Raw genomic sequence first — 16,018 nt, 5'->3', positions numbered from 1 at the left:
GGAGCGCAAAATCTATGACTTTACGAATTGCAATGCAGTTTCTTTGGAAGTCTGGGGACACACAGCAGCAAGCGAGCGCCCCCAGTTTGTGGTTTCGTCTAAAACCCGAATAAAGATCTAAAAATACCAAGCACAGTGCCAAAAGGATTGAAGAAAGCACCGACAGTATCACCGACTTTAGCTATGCCAGAGCGGTTAACTATCACGATATCATTATTACGGAGTATGGGATTAGTTTGCTCATTAATTCCTTGTTTGATATCTACTTTGACTTCTCGTTTGGTCACAGAGCCATCTGGGTTGAGACGAACCAAATCAACAGTAGTTCTGCTTGCTCTGGCATCGTTAAATCCACCAGCTGCAAGCAATGCTTGATTTAAGGGGGTATTAGGCTGAATTTCTTTGACACCTGGAGCTTTTACTTCACCCACCACATTAACTTGAATGCGAGAAGGAGCCAAAGTCGTAGTCGCTAATTGAGTCGCTTCTGCTCGGCTGACTTCTGTTGCTGTTGGAAATACAATCGTATCTCCGTCTTGCAAAATTAGATCCTGAGTAATGTCACCACTATTGAGTAGTCGCCAAAGGTCAACTTTGATTGATTGTTCGCCGCCTGTTCTCGTGGATCGGCGTATTGAGATATTACGAACATCAGCCTGTGGCGTAATTCCCCCAGCCAATTGCAGTGCTCGCATCAAAGTCGGTTGCCCAGTTATACTTGGTGCACCTGTTGTGTTGTTTGCATTTCCCCCTTCTGCAGTACCTTCGGTGACAAGATAGGAACCTGGACGGAGAACCTCACCAATTAGTGCTACTGTACGAGGTTTGGTAGGATCTGCCGCATAGCTTGATGCAGCTGCATTTCGTGCATCAGCCAAGTTTAGAGTCGTTGCTGTTGGGACATAGATTGTATCTCCATCCCGCAAGGTCAGATCTTGCGCTATCCTGCCTGTTCGTCTAATCTCCCTCAAATTCACAACAGTGACTTGCTCTGGACCTCGTCCTATCTTACGCCTTAACTCCACTCTTGTCTCATCCGCTGACTGTGTGATCCCTTGAGCTGTCGTCAGTGCCGATAGTAAAGTTGGGAATTGCACACCAGGATCATTCCCTCCGCCTCCTTGTAAACTGAGAGTGTAAGCTCCTTGACGTGTCACCTCTCCGGCAACGAAAATATTAATGGGACGGGCTGATAAAAGATTGATTGTTATGATCGGTCGTTTGAGATAGCGAGAGTATTTCTGAGTAATTAAGTCAGCTGCTTGTTCTGTTGTCAGTCCTAAAACAGAGACATTACCAACTAAAGGTAGGTTCAGCCCTCCACCCGGAGGAATTTGGTACTCGCCTGAATATTCCGGAACTTCAAATACGCTGACTCTGACGCGATCGCCACCTCCCAACGTATAGTTTGTATTTATTTGTGTGACTCCCTGTGCTGGTTGTCTTTGTGTATATTTTGTATCTGTTTGTCTCGCTGCAGGTACGGTTTGTCTAGGAGTCTTTGTATTTATTGTTTGTGTCGCTGTAGGTACGGCTTGCTTTTGTGTATAATTCTTTATTTGTGTTGTTGATTGTTTAGTTGGATTCTGAGCTAAGCTAATAAGCGGAAAAGCGAAATTAATAGCGGTTAACAGTACTACACCCCCAAAAGGTTGGCTGATAAACTTTAACCTTGTGTTCTCCATATTTACCTAAAACTACTATTAGTAAAGTACTGTCTAAACATTTTAAGCTTGACTATTGTCTTTTCTTCAAGTTCCCTAACACTTTTCTTTTCTTAAAATCTTTGGTTTTTCCGAATCAAAATTGTTTTTTTATTTTGAATTTTTAATGAAGTTAATTAAAAGTTAGAAAGTCTATCATACCTAATCTTCAAAATATTGTGGTTTTCATAACATTTTATCTGATAAATATTTATTCGTACAGTATTGTCAACAAAATATTCTTCACTAACAAATATTACGTGTGAGAATAGTAGAATTTATAAGTTAAGAGAGCCTGTCATCAAAGCAGAAAAAGACGTACATTCAAAATCTTACTAAGAAGAGACAATGGTTTAAGGATTGGATATTTTTGTCTCGACGATTTGTTTTTTGTAGGAACCAAGAAAAATCTATGACTTAATACGAGAAGAAAATTAAAGTTAAGGAGTTTGAATCAGTAGTTGTAAGGATGAATTCGTCACCAGAACGAACTAAAAAACTTTCTTGCTTTTTTCTCTAAGCCGCTACGTTTTTTTAGTCAACTAATTTTCTTGCTAGAATTATTTATTCAGTAGTGAAAATCACATACGAGAATACTAAAATACGTATCTAATGATGTATTAGGACTCCTCCAAAGATTTTGTTCAGCTAAGTACACTTGAAAAAGTTTTCTTTCCTGTTAAGCGTTAAGCCGAACCACCAGTTATAGCAGTCGCCAGGTAGATTAGGACACGAACTAATTAGAAAACACGGTCACCAAGAGACTTTCAAGTCTGTTAAGCGTTCGGGTGTTAAGCGCTATAGTTCACCCTATGGCTAACGCCACGCCTTACGGCTATCGGGTGTGCGCAGAGCGCACGCCTTACGGCGTAAGCGCAAGCGCACGCTAAGAGCGAACGCGCAGCGTCTGGTGGAGGAGATACGCCAGATGCCTAGGTCGGGAAACCCTCATCAAGCACCGGTCTCACCAAATCAAACCGGATTGCTATAAGACTGCTTGTGTTTTTGGATCTGTTCCACAAAAAAATCTTCCAAAGAGGGGCGAGACAAATTCATACCAATGAGTTGCCCTCCCATGAGACGAAAACTGGCAAGAAAATCATAAGCATCGCCTTGGACTTTACCTTGCCAAGAACCATCAGGTTGGTATTCTAAATTGGGAACCCATTTTTTAAGAACTTCCGAATTACCTCCGTAACCTTTGACATGATACAGGTGATTTGTTCCTAAAAGTTCATCAAGGGAACCAGAGGAAGTTAATTCTCCTTGAGCAAGGATAGCAACGCGATCGCAAATTTGTTCCACTTCATTAAGAACATGACTGCTGAGAAAAATTGTCTTACCTGTGGCTTTTAGCGCTAAAATAATTTCTCGCATTTGGTAACGTTCTACAGCGTCAAGACCGGACATCGGTTCATCAAGAAACAACAGTTCTGGGTCGTTAATCAATGCTTTTGCCATACCAACACGCTGTAGCATCCCTTTAGAGTAGCGACGAAGCAGTTTTTTGCGGGCGTCAGCTTGGGATAAGCCTACCAGTTCCAGGAGTTGAGGAATGCGTTGACGTTGCACCTTTGTAGAAATTTTAAAAACCCCAGCACTGACCTGCAAAAATTCCCAGCCTGTGAGATAGTGAGAATAAGAAGGATTTTCGCTTAGGTAGCCGATGCGTTCTTTGAGAGTGCGATCGCCCAATGGTCTGCCCATAAGCAATCCTCGTCCTGAGGTTGGACGAATTATTCCCAGCAACAATTTCAACAAGGTTGTTTTACCAGCACCATTTGGTCCAAGTAACCCAAAAGTCTCTCCCTTATAAACTTTCAAAGAACAGCTTTTTAGGGATACGATTTTTTTGTTTAAAAAAAAGCCTGTGCGATAGACTTTTTGCAATTCAGAAGTTAGAACAGCTGGCGGAATACTTGTGGTATTCAGTTCAGACTCAGGGGCGTTTGCTACAGACATCATGTTGTGCTTAATACAACAGATCAAATAAGATGTAATTACAAATTATCCAGTTGACTGATAATAATAACACCTAATTGCTCAATGTGTTCTCAATAGGCAAGTAAACAATTCCAGTTTGCTTTGCAGTTGTAGCCCGACAAAGCACTATAACACCGATTCAGTATTCATAATTGTGACTAAAAAACCCGGTTTTTTCTTGTTGAGTCAACGAAACTTCGGTCTTCCCAGTAACAGAAACCGGGTTTTTGGGATTAGTGAATCGGTGTTCTAGGACTTCTGGGATCTTTCCAGCATCTCCGTTTACATACCCCCAAATAACCTCTCTTGTTTGAGCGTAGAAGTCTGGTATCAGGAAGCAATTTTGTCAGGACTTACGCAAAGAAACCCGGTTTCTACCAAAAATCGTCTGTTTCGCAACCAAATACGAACGAAGAAACCGGGTTTCTGACAGATGGTGCGTAAGTCCTATTTGTATGTGATGATACATAAAAAATTATAAGTCTGGTGGCAAAATTAAAGCATCTATGACATGAATGACGCCATTACTTGTTTCGCTCTCAGTCTGAATTAATCTCGCATCATTGACCGTTACAACACTTGCAGAATTTACTTTGACACTAATATTTTGACCTTCAGATGATTTTAAATCACCTGTTCTTAAATTTCTCCTTAATAATTTTCCATAGACAATATGATATTTCAAAATTTTGACTAACACTTCTTTGTTCTCAGGCTTTAACAAATCCTGCATAGTATTTTTCGGGAGTTTTGCAATCGCTGCATCAGTAGGTGCAAACAAGGTAAAAGAGCCTTGCATTCGCAAGGTATCTTTTAAACCAGAAGCTTCTAAAGCTTTATTTAAATAAGTAAAAGAATTATCAGGAGATGAGTTACTTTTTGAAGATGCGATTAAATAATCACTGATGTTAGTAACAGAATTTATTCTCCTTGTTTGTGGATAATATTGACGGTTAATAGGTGGTTGTGAAACTGTAGCAACTGGGGTTGATGGTCTCATAGAAGCAAATTTCAAATAAATGTTAATAGGAATCCCGAAAAAATCTATTGCTTCAGTTCTGACATCGCGTAAACCTTGCCCATTAATTCCCACCAAACGCCCTTGTTCATCTAGCAGTGGACCACCACTCATTCCTGCTTTAGTGACGTTGTTATAAACTAAGTTATAACCTTTTTTGCCATTTGATAAACGTGCAGAAATGCGTCCATCTTGAAAACGATAGTTACGTTGTGTGCTGATAGCATCTGGGTCAGCCCAACCAGCAACATAAACTATTATGCCTTCATTTAACTGATCGGAATTTCCAATTTCTGCTTTGCGGTATTGTTCTGAACTAGTGAATTGCAATACTGCCAAGTCTACTCCTGAGATAGATTGGACTTGCGTAGAGTTCAAAGAATAGCGTTTGCCGTCAGGTGTTTGAATGGTATATTTGCCTGGGAATTCTACAACATGCCTGTTGGTTAACACAGTGTAAGTGTTTCCTTGTTTATCGATAATCACTCCAGAACCTGTGTTTGCACCATCAATACGAACTGTGATTTGTTTGGCAATGTTGTTGACTTCTGATGCAGTTAATGCAACGACACTTGGAGTTTGAAATAGTACAACAGTTACTGTTCCTACAAGACCTAAAGCTGGGTTAAACCGGGATGATAAATTCATAGCTCTTTATAAAAGGCTCACCTAAGAAAATCAAAAAGCAACATCATGAATAGCCCCAACTATTCGTACTTCAGATTCATTTAACTGTTTTTGGTAACTATTTCCTTTCGTAAAAATTTATTAATGACTACGCAGTGAAAGCGAGGAGTGGATCCCCTCAGTGCAGCACGCTTACTCACTCCTGCAGCTTTCCCTGCTTTTTTACAACATCCCTTTAGAACTGGGAATGGTACCAGCACGACGCGGATCAATTTCTAGTGCCATGCGCGTTGCTCTGGCAAACGCCTTGAATGTTGCTTCAATAATGTGATGGGAATTCATACCATCTAATTGACGGATATGTAGCGTCATTTGGCTATGGTTCACCACAGCTACGAAAAATTCGCGTACTAATTGGGTGTCATAAGTTCCCACTCGCTGGGTAGGAATTTGCAAACCATAGCTGATGTGGGGACGTCCGGAAAAATCTAGCGCCACTTGAATAAGTGCTTCATCAAGAGGCGCAACAAAATGACCAAAACGGACAATTCCTTTTTTATCACCAAGGGCCTTGCTAATAGCTTGACCCAAGGTAATACCAACATCTTCGTTGCTGTGGTGATCGTCGATGTGTAAATCACCAGTAGCTCTGACTTCTAGGTCAATCAGCCCGTGGGAGGAAATTTGATGCAGCATATGATCCAAAAAGGGAATGCCAGTTGCTGCATTGCAAACTCCTGTACCATCCAAGTTGACTTTAACATACACATCCGTTTCGCTTGTCCTACGGCTAATTTCGGCAATACGAGTGCCCCCTTGGGGTTGTTCGTGCTGTGAGGGGAGAATTTGGCGTAGGATGGAGTCTGTGCTGGAGGAATCGCTTATTTGCATACAGAACCTGGCTTATGCTTAATTATGTAGTAATGGGTCAGAGCCATTTGCTAATACCTAATAACTAATGGTAAATACACAAATAGTAGTTATTGGTTAGCAAATAGCAATATTAACGTTACATACCCATGATTTCATATCCTGCATCCACATAAAGCACTTGCCCAGTGATTCCACTAGCCAGGTCACTGCACAAGAAAGTTGCCGCATTGCCCACTTCTAGCTGAGTGACAGTGCGTCGTAGAGGAGCCACCTGCTCCACATGATGAATCATATCTAAGATTCCTCCTACGGCACTAGAGGCTAGAGTACGAATTGGACCAGCAGAGATGGCATTCACTCTGATATTTTGTGGTCCCATTTCGGCAGCGAGGTATCGCACACTTGTTTCTAGCCCTGCTTTGGCAACTCCCATCACATTATAGTTGGGAATTGCCCGCACACCTCCTAGATAAGTGAGAGTGAGGATACTTCCTCCTTGAGTCATCAAAGGTTTTGCGTATCCAGCGAGTTGCACTAAGGAGTAAGTACTGATTTCTAAAGCCAAATTGAAGCCAGAACGGGAGGTTTGGCTAAAATCTCCACTCAAGTCTTCTTTATTGGCAAAGGCAAGGCAATGGATCAGGATATCTAAAGATCCCCACTTATCGCTGATCGCATTAAAGGTAGACTTAAGATCCTCGTCGTTTTGGACATTACATGGAAGAAACAAGCTGGGGTTTAGCGGTTCTACCAACTCTGCGACTTTTTTCTCCATTTTGCCTTTCTCATCTGGCAAATAGGTAACACCCAGGTTCGCTCCTGCTGCGTTCAGTTGTTGGGCAATCCCCCAAGCGATTGAGCGGTTGTTTGCAATTCCCGTTACTAAGGCATTTTTTCCGGTCAGATCTAGCATATCAATTCTTAATGTGAACACTCCTGCTTGAGCATACTAGAATCTGACACCGATTTGTCTTTGTTATGGGTACTATTTGTCAACCGGATTATGGAGTTACCTTTTGATACCACAAAATTATCGTTCCATTCTTAAATATATGCTCAAAACATAGTAGTGATAATTGATTTAGGAGTAAATAGTGGATGGTAAATAGTAAGTAGTAGAGAGTAGGTATTTGGTAGTCTATAGAATTTCTTTTCTATCTACCAGAAACTAGATACGAACTACAGTTTTACACCTTCTACAGAATGAGTGTGTCTACTTTTTTTACTTCATAAAAAAAGTCAAAAAAATTTAGAATTAACTTTGAAAAAAGACTAGATCTAAACATCAAAAATTATGTATCATGATGAACATATAAACAGAGCAATCGAATTGGAGTTATCAGACTGCTCGTTAGAATCATCTTGAGGATCTCGCCCTTGGTGATTCCCCTCGTTAAAACAAGTTGCGTTTCTTAGTGATTTGTTATGACTTTGGACACTAAACACTGGAAAAATGACAGGTGACGTTATGGGAAATTTCATAAATAGTTTAGAATTGCTATATGAGTGAGTGAGGTTAAGTATAGGAAAGTACAAAAACATTGACAATGTGTTCTTGATTTTTCAGGTGTATTCTTAGGAAATCGATTTTAAATTTTCCGGCATTGGGTAGGGGAAGGTAAATGCTCGTGACACAAGATAAAGCCCTAGCAAGTGTTTTTCGTCAGATGGCAACCGGAGCTTTTCCGCCGGTTGTAGAAACGTTTGAACGTAGTAAAACCATCTTTTTCCCCGGCGATCCCGCCGAACGAGTGTATTTTCTATTAAAAGGTGCCGTTAAGCTCTCCAGAGTTTATGAAGCAGGAGAAGAAATAACCGTAGCACTGCTGCGGGAAAATAGTGTTTTCGGCGTCTTATCCTTGCTGACAGGAAACAAGTCAGATAGGTTTTACCATGCGGTTGCTTTCACATCTGTAGAATTGCTCTCAGCACCAATTGAACAGGTGGAACAAGCGCTTAAAGAAAACCCAGAACTGTCGATGTTAATGCTGCGAGGATTGTCTTCGCGGATATTACAGACAGAGATGATGATAGAAACACTCGCTCACAGAGATATGGGTTCTAGATTGGTAAGTTTTTTGTTAATTCTCTGTCGTGATTTTGGTGTTCCTTGTGCGGATGGAATCACAATTGATCTCAAGCTCTCTCATCAAGCGATCGCTGAAGCAATTGGTTCGACTCGCGTGACTGTCACTAGATTACTAGGTGACTTGCGCGAGAAAAAAATGATTTCAATACACAAGAAAAAGATTACTGTTCATAAGCCTGTTACCTTAAGTCGCCAATTTACCTAAACAAAGTTCACTAGCTATGAACAGTCATTTCTGAGTTAGATAAAAAAGTCAGAAAAATGACTCATAAACGTCACTTACTACAACTGACATCGACAATACCGTCCTTGTTGCAATAAGCTTGGTGCGTTTGTGAGTAACCAGGCGTGTATCAACCTCTGTAAGCAACTGCCATGCATAGTTTTCTAGCTTGAAAATAGAACTCAGAACTCAGAACTCAGAAGAAAAGAAAAATTTTCATCTGTTCTAGTGAGGCAGTTCATCACGGCAAGCTTGAAAATAGATTTTCATGCTTGGTTGTGGGCGATCGCCCATGAGTGACTGACTTGTAAATGCCCATAAAGTAAGTAAAAGGTAGCGAAAGCCCCTGCATTGCTCCCGCCGATAGCTTGGTGAGCCAAAGCGCATCTGAAGAGAACCCGCGCATACTTTCGGTGCGCTTTGGGAAGTGACTTTTGGGTTGAGTATAGGGTTTGCCCGTTGTAAGTGCAGCTTTGCACACAAAGCCTTATATTGTACGTGAGTGAAATAGCAAGTGTTCGTGGGATTTGTTGAACTTTGTTTAAATCAGGAATAAAGACTAGTGAAGATTGCGTCATGTCAATGCTTGGCTTACATCAATTTCCCACAGATAATGACTGGAAGTAGTAGGCTGTATCTGGAAGGATTTCATCGGTAGGAAAAGATGACCACCGGGTACATCCTAATAGCGGCAATTTTAATTTTGGGAGGCGTCATTGCCACCGTGGGCGATCGCATTGGCACACGAGTTGGCAAGGCTCGCCTCTCCCTGTTCAACCTGCGTCCAAAAAATACGGCAGTACTGATAACTATTCTGACAGGTACTTTGGTCTCGGCATCAACCTTAGGAATTTTATTTGCTGCCGACGATGGATTGCGTACAGGAGTATTTAAACTAGAGAGTATTCAAAAAGATCTCAGGCGCAAGCGCGAACAACTCAACACAACTGCAAAACAGCTAGAAGACACTAAAGGTGAGCTAGAACAAGCTCGAAAAGAACAAAAAGCTCAACAAGAGCGCTTGCAGCAAACGAATCAGTCCTTACGTGAGGCAAACACTAAACAGCAAGAAACTCAGACTCAACTAAACCGTACCATAAGCCAACAAGCTCAAACTCAAGCTCAACTTCAGGGCACACAAAACCAACTCAGTCAAGCAGTCGCTAGCTATAAACAAGCCATAGCGGAACTTCAAAGCGTTGACAATGAGAAAAAAAAGCTGCTGGTGGAAATTGAAAAAAGAAAGGTAGAACGCCAACGACTGTATGAAGAAGCAAGAAAAGCGATTTCGCAAGCCAAAACAGCTATTGAGAAACGCGATCGCGAACTAGCCAATCGACAGCAAGCTGTTCAACAACGGGATCAAAAAATAGCCGAACTGGATCAACTCATTAAAAAGCGAAACACAGCAATAGCCGCGCGAGAGCAAGTGATTGCTCAACGGGAATCTCGCCTCAAAGAATTGGAAACACAACAAGACTATCTGGAACAGGAAGTCGCAAGGCTGGAGAAATATTACCAATCTTACCGTGACCTGCGTTTAGGAAAACTCGCACTGGTTCGCGGTCAAGTTCTTGCTACAGGCGTTTTTCGTGTGGAACAACCTGTTGTAGGGCGTCAGTTGATCGTTCAACTTTTACAGGAGGCTAATCGAAACGCTACCATCGAATTAAGTGAGCCTGGTGCTGCAAATACAGCAAATTTGCAAATCTTGCAAGTGACAAATGAGCAGGTTGATCAATTAAGCAAGCAAATTAATGATGGTCGAGAATATGTGGTAAGAATTTTTTCTGCTGGCAATTACGTCAGGGGAGAAAAGCAGATTGCATTTTTTGCTGATGCAGCACGCAATCAAGTCGTTTTTACCAAAGATCAAGTCATAGCAACAACAAGCGCAGATCCCAAAACAATGACATCTTTTCAACTGCGACAGCGGCTAGAACAGCTGATTTCTGCTTCGCAATTTCGCGCTCGTAACGCTGGTATTTTAGAAAGTATTCAAATAGATGGGACTTTCATTCGCTTTATCGCCCAGTTGAGACAGTACAACCAGCCAATTGAGATCAAAGCTGTTGCTGTAGAGGATACATATACAGCAGGACCACTGAAAGTAAAACTCATAGCTATCCAAAACGGGCAGATTATTTTTAGCACGTGAACTACTAGGGAACGCTTAACTGTTAACACCGAAGAAGGAATAAAGGTGTTAACAGTTTTTTTTTAAGCGCAGAGTGCAGGCTATGCCAACAAAAATCAAATAGGAGTTCTATATATAACTAATTGTTAAGTTTTCATAATCTATGAGCAAAAGTCCACAGTCCAAAAACTGTTGACTTTTGACCAAAAAAATGGTTAAAGATCAGTAGTCAGAAGAAATTTAGAAATCGCGCGTCAATAAGAGCGGAATTCTGGTGGGTGAGTTGCGGCTGTGTTGTGCTTGAATTCATTTATCGAGAAAAAAGAATTCTTTGCTTACTCAAATAGGAATCTTATATTTAATTTGTAGGGAATTCTCTTGTTGTGGGTTTTGCGTTCTTGTTAATTTTAAATTTTTATTATGACTGCCCGTAAATTTTTACCAACCCAACCAGCTATTTTGGGTTTCGACCCTGGTCGTGATAAATGTGGTTTAGCTGTGATGGGACTTGATAGACAACTGTACCATCATCAAGTCGTATTAGCTGCTGAGGCGATCGCCGCCATCATCTCACTACGCCAAAAGTTCCCCATTTCTTTACTCGTCATGGGTGACCAAACCACAGCAAAACGCTGGAAGCAAGAACTGCAAAATCAATTAGCAGATCCATTGAACATCGTTTTAGTGGATGAGCGTTACACTAGCTTAGAAGCGCGCGATCGCTACTGGCAGATGTTTCCTCCCAAGGGACTTGCCAAGCTTCTACCACAAGGCTTACGACAACCACCACGACCAATAGACGACATTGTAGCCATCCTGTTAATTGAAAGATACCTCAATCGTTTAACTGAATCAGTGGTTAATAATGAATAATTAAAAGTTAAAAATTTTAACACATGTTTAGTTGATAAATCTTCGTTTCTATAGTTGAGCGCGAATAGTGAAAGCATAGTCTCCTCCTGGTTCGAGCTGGTAATCTCGTTGCTCCAAGAAGCGACCGAGGGGTTCTTTGATCAAAGCACGCCCTCTAGAAGGTTTGACAGAAAGTTCTCCCCGGCGAAAATGCCATTGGAATTGCCATTCAAAGTCACCCGCTCTGACTTCGCCTTCAAGAAATCCGTCTTGCCAAGATTGACGGATAATTCTGACATGGGCTGTAGTTTCTGGTAAATCTTTAGCACTCACGATGCTGTATGTCAAGTTGAAAAATAAAGCTAACTTGTTATAGCTTTACATTTATTCACAATACCTCAAATACTCCAATTGGTGTATTTGGATATAATCTCTCGTACCACTAATTGCCTTTGAATGCAACTCATATCAAGTTGCGTTCATAAACAATAAAAAACCGCACCTGGCTCAAGCCGAGGGGCTTCGGCCGTGAGCGCGAGCGCAGAACGGTTCTCACCTTCCAGTTCGCAGCCTGATAGGGGCAATAGCTTCTCTACGAGACGCTGCTTTGTATCTCCTGCCCAGACGCTGCGCGTATGCCTTACGGCGAACGCATGATTGCGTGCGCTTACGCTTACGCGATCTGCGCTCAGCGCAGACCACTGCAATAAGGGGCGATTTTACAGTATAAAAGAAATATGAAGATTCGTAAAAAACGTAACACCCTGCGCCAATCTCTAGCAGTTTTCCGGTACAGTGGACGAGCTATTAGTTTGGTGTGGACAACTAGCCGCTCGCTGACTATTATTTTCGCGAGTTTAACTGTGCTGGCTGGTCTTTTCCCAGCAGCTATAGCTTATATCGGTAAGTTAATTGTCGATACCGTCGTTTTCAATTCTCACAACTTATCATATAACAGTGATTTTGTCAATAATAATCGTCCTTTAATGTATGTGGGATTAGAGGCGATCGCCGTCGCTTTACTAGCAGCTAGTCAGCGAGGACTCACCGTCTGCCAGTCGTTGTTGAGGATGCTGCTTGGTCAACGAGTCAATGTTCTGATTTTGGAAAAAGCCCTGACACTCGACCTCACACAGTTTGAGGATTCAGAGTTTTATGACAAATTGACCAATGCACGACGAGAAGCATCAATTCGTCCCTTGTCTTTGGTCAATCGTACCTTTGGCTTGGTGCAAAGCGCTTTGTCACTTGTGACTTATGGCATTTTGCTGGTGAAGTTTTCATTTTGGGCGGTGTTGATGCTCATCTTAGCAGCTATGCCCGCATTCTTTGCGGAAACGAAATTTGCTGGGGAAGCTTTTCGCCTATTTAGTTGGCGTGCGCCGGAAACCCGTCAGCAGCATTACCTGGAAACTCTTTTGGCTAGAGAAGACTTTGCTAAGGAGGTTAAACTCTACCAACTTGGGGATATGTTGCTGGAACGTTACCACAGCTTATTTAATAGACTCTACGGTGAAGACCGCGAATTGACACTACGGCGAGGATGGTGGGGTTATCTGCTGAGTTTGTTGAGTACTTTAGCTTTTTACATGGCTTATGCCTGGATTGTGGTGGAGACAGTTCTAAGCAGAATCTCCTTAGGAGATATGACGATGTATCTCACCGTGTTTCGCCAAGGACAGTCTACATTTTCTAGTGCCTTGACTTCTATTGGGGGGATGTATGAGGATAACTTGTACCTTTCTAATCTTTATGAGTTTCTGGAAGAGGAAGTTCCAAAGCCAAAAGGCAAAGCTACCAAAGGCTTAAAACCTAAAGATGGAATTCGCTTTGAAAACGTATCATTCACCTATCCAGGAAGTTTGCAACCAGCGCTGAAAAATATTTCTTTGCACCTGAAACCGGGAGAGAAGTTAGCCATTGTTGGTGAAAATGGTTCTGGCAAAACGACGCTGATCAAACTGCTGACTCAACTTTACACTCCTGACTCTGGACGCATCTTACTAGATGGCTTGGACTTGCAAGAATGGGATGTGGATGTGCTGCGGCGACGCATTGGGGTGATTTTTCAAAACTTTGTCCGCTACCAATTTACAGTTGGTGAGAATATTGGTGTGGGGGATGTGGACTACGTTGAAGATAAAAACCGATGGATGAGTGCGGCCCAAAAAGGGATGGCGCTTCCTTTTATTGAACATTTGCCCGACAAGTTTCAAACTCAGCTTGGGAAATGGTTCAAGGATGGACAAGAACTCTCTGGAGGGCAGTGGCAGAAAATTGCTCTAGCCCGTGCTTTTATGCGAACTCATGCAGATATTTTGGTTTTGGATGAACCGACATCAGCAATGGATCCCCAAGCAGAATTTGATATTTTCAATCACTTTCGCACTTTGACGAAAAATCAGATGGTATTCTTAATCTCTCACCGCTTCTCTACGGTGCGGATGGCTGACAAAATTGTTGTTATCGAAGCTGGGGAGGTTGTGGAACAGGGAACTCATGAGGAGTTGTTACAGGCACAGAAGCGCTATGCAACACTATTTTCGTTGCAAGCAGCAGGATATCATTAACAGTGAACAGTGAACAGTTAACAGTTAACAAAAGAAACAGAGCCGTATTTTCTGTTGTAACTGATAACTGATAACTGATAACTGACTAGTTGTAGCCGTCAGGCATGCCCTCTTAATTGCCCCGCAATTCCCGCTTATCCCCAACACTTCGTGTGTGGCGGGAGTACCCTTGCGGAGGTTTAGATGGGAGAATAACTAAATGACTAATAACTCATGAATACCAATTTATGAAATTCATATTTGATCCACCAGTTCCTGTGAAAGTCCAAAAGATGAAGGAACGGGTACGGTGGGGAGATGCGAGTGTTGTCGAACGTGGCATTGACCAAACCAGCATGGTTTTAGATGATGGTAACTCGGATAATCCAGAATTCTCTTTCATAGTTATAGGTGATAGCGGCACTACAGAACATCAAGGACATCACCCGCAACGCAAAATTGCTGAATTGATGCTTGCTCATCAAGAGGAGAGCCGTTTTGTTCTGCATACGGGTGATGTCATTTATGTGGTGGGATCTCATGAGTATTACCCGACTAACTTTATTGAACCTTACCGCGAGTTTCTTGTGGGTGGCGAAAATCCTAAACGCATCCCGTACGATCGCATGGTCTTTAACCTACCAATTCTGCCAGTTCTGGGTAATCATGATTATTACGATGTTCCGGGGATATATCGGTTTATTGCTGGAGGTACGCGATCGCTGCGTCGCCTACTTGGCTATAAAAATGTCGAGATCGGCTGGCATGGATCTTATAAAGGTGATGCTTATGCACGGGCGTTTCTTGACTATCTCAAAGGATTTGACTCTGATGAAGAGTTGGAACGTCATTTAGATGAGCATTACACTGCAAAGACTGACACGGGACACTGTTTACGTTATGAACCCGGACGTTTCACCCGCTTACCCAACCGCTACTACACTTTTCGTTACGGTGGGATCGACTTTTTCGCCCTCGACTCCAATACTTTTAATGAACCGTCACCACTTCCAGCGACAAAAGAGGGAGAAGCCGAACGCCGCGAATTGGTGCATCGTCAGCATGAGATAGAACAAGAGGAAATCCAAATTCTGGAAATATGCGAGAAGCTTAATCCAGAGATTCCTGAAGAAGCCGAACAACTTGATGCCCTCAAAGCGAAACTATACCAAATCGATGAGATCAAAATTGATATTGAAAAACAACTTGAATCTGATGAGTCGTCAGTCGTAGACTTTGAACAACTAAACTGGCTGAAGCAAAGACTGATTTTATCTTGGAATACAGAAGAAGTGCGCGGACGTATTATTTATTTTCATCATCCTCCTTACGTCACGGAAGCGACCAAATGGCATCAAGCACAAACGTTAGCAGTTCGCCGCTGTCTGCGTTGGGTGTTTGATCAAGTTGCAAATACCCTTGGTTCGATGACTCAAGGTCGTCCAATTGTCGATTTGATTTTAAATGGTCATGCACACTGTTTGGAACACCTTCGCACAACAGACACCGGACATGCTGACTCGAATATTAACTGTATCATCTCTGGTGGAAGCGGTCATTATCCCCGTCGTCAACGCAATGAAGGACCAGAATTGATGGAGACTTTTGATTATCTTCCAGGTAATCCTTACCGTAAAGTTGCTGATTCATTCCTTTTTATTGGTCGCAATGGATACGATGAGCACCTGCGACGACCATACTCTTTCGTGCGTATTGATGTTAAAGGTGGACGCCCACCGAAGCTTATTGTTAGACCATTTGTGATTGAACGGTTTATGGGAGAGTGGTGCGATCGCCATGTAGAACCATTCGTAATTTAAGTTTTTAGATTACCGAACCGTGTATACATATTTCGTTCAAAACCTCACCCTCGCTTGAATCGGCGCTAAAATCTTTCCCTCTCCTTATAAAGGAGAGGGATGCCCGATAGGGCAGGGTGAGGTTAACAAAGCTGTAGGCGATCG

At 42.2% G+C, this 16,018-nt stretch carries 11 protein-coding genes; 5 read left to right on the top strand and 6 right to left on the bottom strand.

Translation table 11 applies throughout. The features are described from left to right. Window positions 1–98 precede the first annotated feature (98 nt). The 5 genes from DP114_RS23840 to fabI form a co-directional block, all read right to left on the bottom strand. The gene (locus DP114_RS23840; protein ID WP_169268864.1) at window positions 99–1,685 is read right to left on the bottom strand and encodes an SLBB domain-containing protein; all 1,587 of its coding nucleotides are present in this window, start codon (window positions 1,683–1,685) and stop codon (window positions 99–101) included. 990 nt (window positions 1,686–2,675) lie between these two features. Further along, window positions 2,676–3,668, bottom strand: coding sequence for an ABC transporter ATP-binding protein (locus tag DP114_RS23835; protein ID WP_171977291.1), 993 nt, complete (start codon window positions 3,666–3,668; stop codon window positions 2,676–2,678). A gap of 493 nt (window positions 3,669–4,161) precedes the next feature. Continuing rightward, the gene (locus tag DP114_RS35290) at window positions 4,162–5,352 is read right to left on the bottom strand and encodes a fasciclin domain-containing protein (RefSeq protein ID WP_246162719.1); all 1,191 of its coding nucleotides are present in this window, start codon (window positions 5,350–5,352) and stop codon (window positions 4,162–4,164) included. A 201-nt stretch (window positions 5,353–5,553) separates the two neighbouring features. After that, complete coding sequence (gene hisB / locus DP114_RS23825) at window positions 5,554–6,222, bottom strand: imidazoleglycerol-phosphate dehydratase HisB (protein WP_169268427.1); 669 nt, start codon at window positions 6,220–6,222, stop codon at window positions 5,554–5,556. A 118-nt stretch (window positions 6,223–6,340) separates the two neighbouring features. Then, window positions 6,341–7,117 carry an enoyl-ACP reductase FabI gene (fabI, locus tag DP114_RS23820; RefSeq protein ID WP_169268426.1) on the bottom strand — a complete coding sequence of 259 codons (777 nt, stop codon included), beginning with the start codon at window positions 7,115–7,117 and terminating at the stop codon, window positions 6,341–6,343. Window positions 7,118–7,826: 709 nt separating this feature from the next. Between fabI and ntcA the strand changes: the two genes are divergently transcribed. From ntcA to DP114_RS23800, 3 genes are all read left to right on the top strand, one after another. Continuing rightward, window positions 7,827–8,498 carry a global nitrogen regulator NtcA gene (gene ntcA, locus DP114_RS23815; RefSeq protein ID WP_048867514.1) on the top strand — a complete coding sequence of 224 codons (672 nt, stop codon included), beginning with the start codon at window positions 7,827–7,829 and terminating at the stop codon, window positions 8,496–8,498. 682 nt (window positions 8,499–9,180) lie between these two features. Further along, a complete protein-coding gene (locus tag DP114_RS23805; RefSeq protein ID WP_171977290.1) occupies window positions 9,181–10,674 on the top strand; it encodes a DUF3084 domain-containing protein in 1,494 nt (497 codons plus the stop codon). Window positions 10,675–11,073: 399 nt separating this feature from the next. Then, window positions 11,074–11,526 (top strand): RuvC family protein, encoded by a 453-nt coding sequence (locus DP114_RS23800; RefSeq protein ID WP_169268424.1) that lies wholly within the window; start codon window positions 11,074–11,076, stop codon window positions 11,524–11,526. Window positions 11,527–11,574: 48 nt separating this feature from the next. Here the strand turns inward: DP114_RS23800 and DP114_RS23795 are convergent, their stop codons facing one another. Beyond that, window positions 11,575–11,838 carry a DUF3146 family protein gene (locus DP114_RS23795; RefSeq protein ID WP_169268428.1) on the bottom strand — a complete coding sequence of 88 codons (264 nt, stop codon included), beginning with the start codon at window positions 11,836–11,838 and terminating at the stop codon, window positions 11,575–11,577. 404 nt (window positions 11,839–12,242) lie between these two features. On the opposite strand from DP114_RS23795, the gene DP114_RS23790 reads away from it, so the two are divergent. Together DP114_RS23790 and DP114_RS23785 are read left to right on the top strand one after the other, a co-directional pair. Then, a complete protein-coding gene (locus tag DP114_RS23790) occupies window positions 12,243–14,075 on the top strand; it encodes an ABC transporter ATP-binding protein (RefSeq protein WP_171977289.1) in 1,833 nt (610 codons plus the stop codon). 227 nt (window positions 14,076–14,302) lie between these two features. Next, window positions 14,303–15,874: a metallophosphoesterase family protein gene (locus DP114_RS23785; RefSeq protein ID WP_171977288.1), complete on the top strand. Its 1,572-nt coding sequence runs from the start codon at window positions 14,303–14,305 to the stop codon at window positions 15,872–15,874. Window positions 15,875–16,018: the final 144 nt, after the last annotated feature.

The sequence above is a fragment of the Brasilonema sennae CENA114 genome (assembly GCF_006968745.1).
Taxonomy (GTDB): domain Bacteria; phylum Cyanobacteriota; class Cyanobacteriia; order Cyanobacteriales; family Nostocaceae; genus Brasilonema; species Brasilonema sennae.
This window is presented reverse-complemented; position numbering and strand designations above follow the sequence as displayed.

Coding starts and splice junctions, on each gene's coding strand:
- DP114_RS23840 (WP_169268864.1), bottom strand. CDS start 1,685: ATGGAGAACACAAGGTTAAAGTTTATCAGCCAACCTTTTGGGGGTGTA.
- DP114_RS23835 (WP_171977291.1), bottom strand. CDS start 3,668: ATGATGTCTGTAGCAAACGCCCCTGAGTCTGAACTGAATACCACAAGT.
- DP114_RS35290 (WP_246162719.1), bottom strand. CDS start 5,352: ATGAATTTATCATCCCGGTTTAACCCAGCTTTAGGTCTTGTAGGAACA.
- hisB (WP_169268427.1), bottom strand. CDS start 6,222: ATGCAAATAAGCGATTCCTCCAGCACAGACTCCATCCTACGCCAAATT.
- fabI (WP_169268426.1), bottom strand. CDS start 7,117: ATGCTAGATCTGACCGGAAAAAATGCCTTAGTAACGGGAATTGCAAAC.
- ntcA (WP_048867514.1), top strand. CDS start 7,827: ATGCTCGTGACACAAGATAAAGCCCTAGCAAGTGTTTTTCGTCAGATG.
- DP114_RS23805 (WP_171977290.1), top strand. CDS start 9,181: ATGACCACCGGGTACATCCTAATAGCGGCAATTTTAATTTTGGGAGGC.
- DP114_RS23800 (WP_169268424.1), top strand. CDS start 11,074: ATGACTGCCCGTAAATTTTTACCAACCCAACCAGCTATTTTGGGTTTC.
- DP114_RS23790 (WP_171977289.1), top strand. CDS start 12,243: ATGAAGATTCGTAAAAAACGTAACACCCTGCGCCAATCTCTAGCAGTT.
- DP114_RS23785 (WP_171977288.1), top strand. CDS start 14,303: ATGAAATTCATATTTGATCCACCAGTTCCTGTGAAAGTCCAAAAGATG.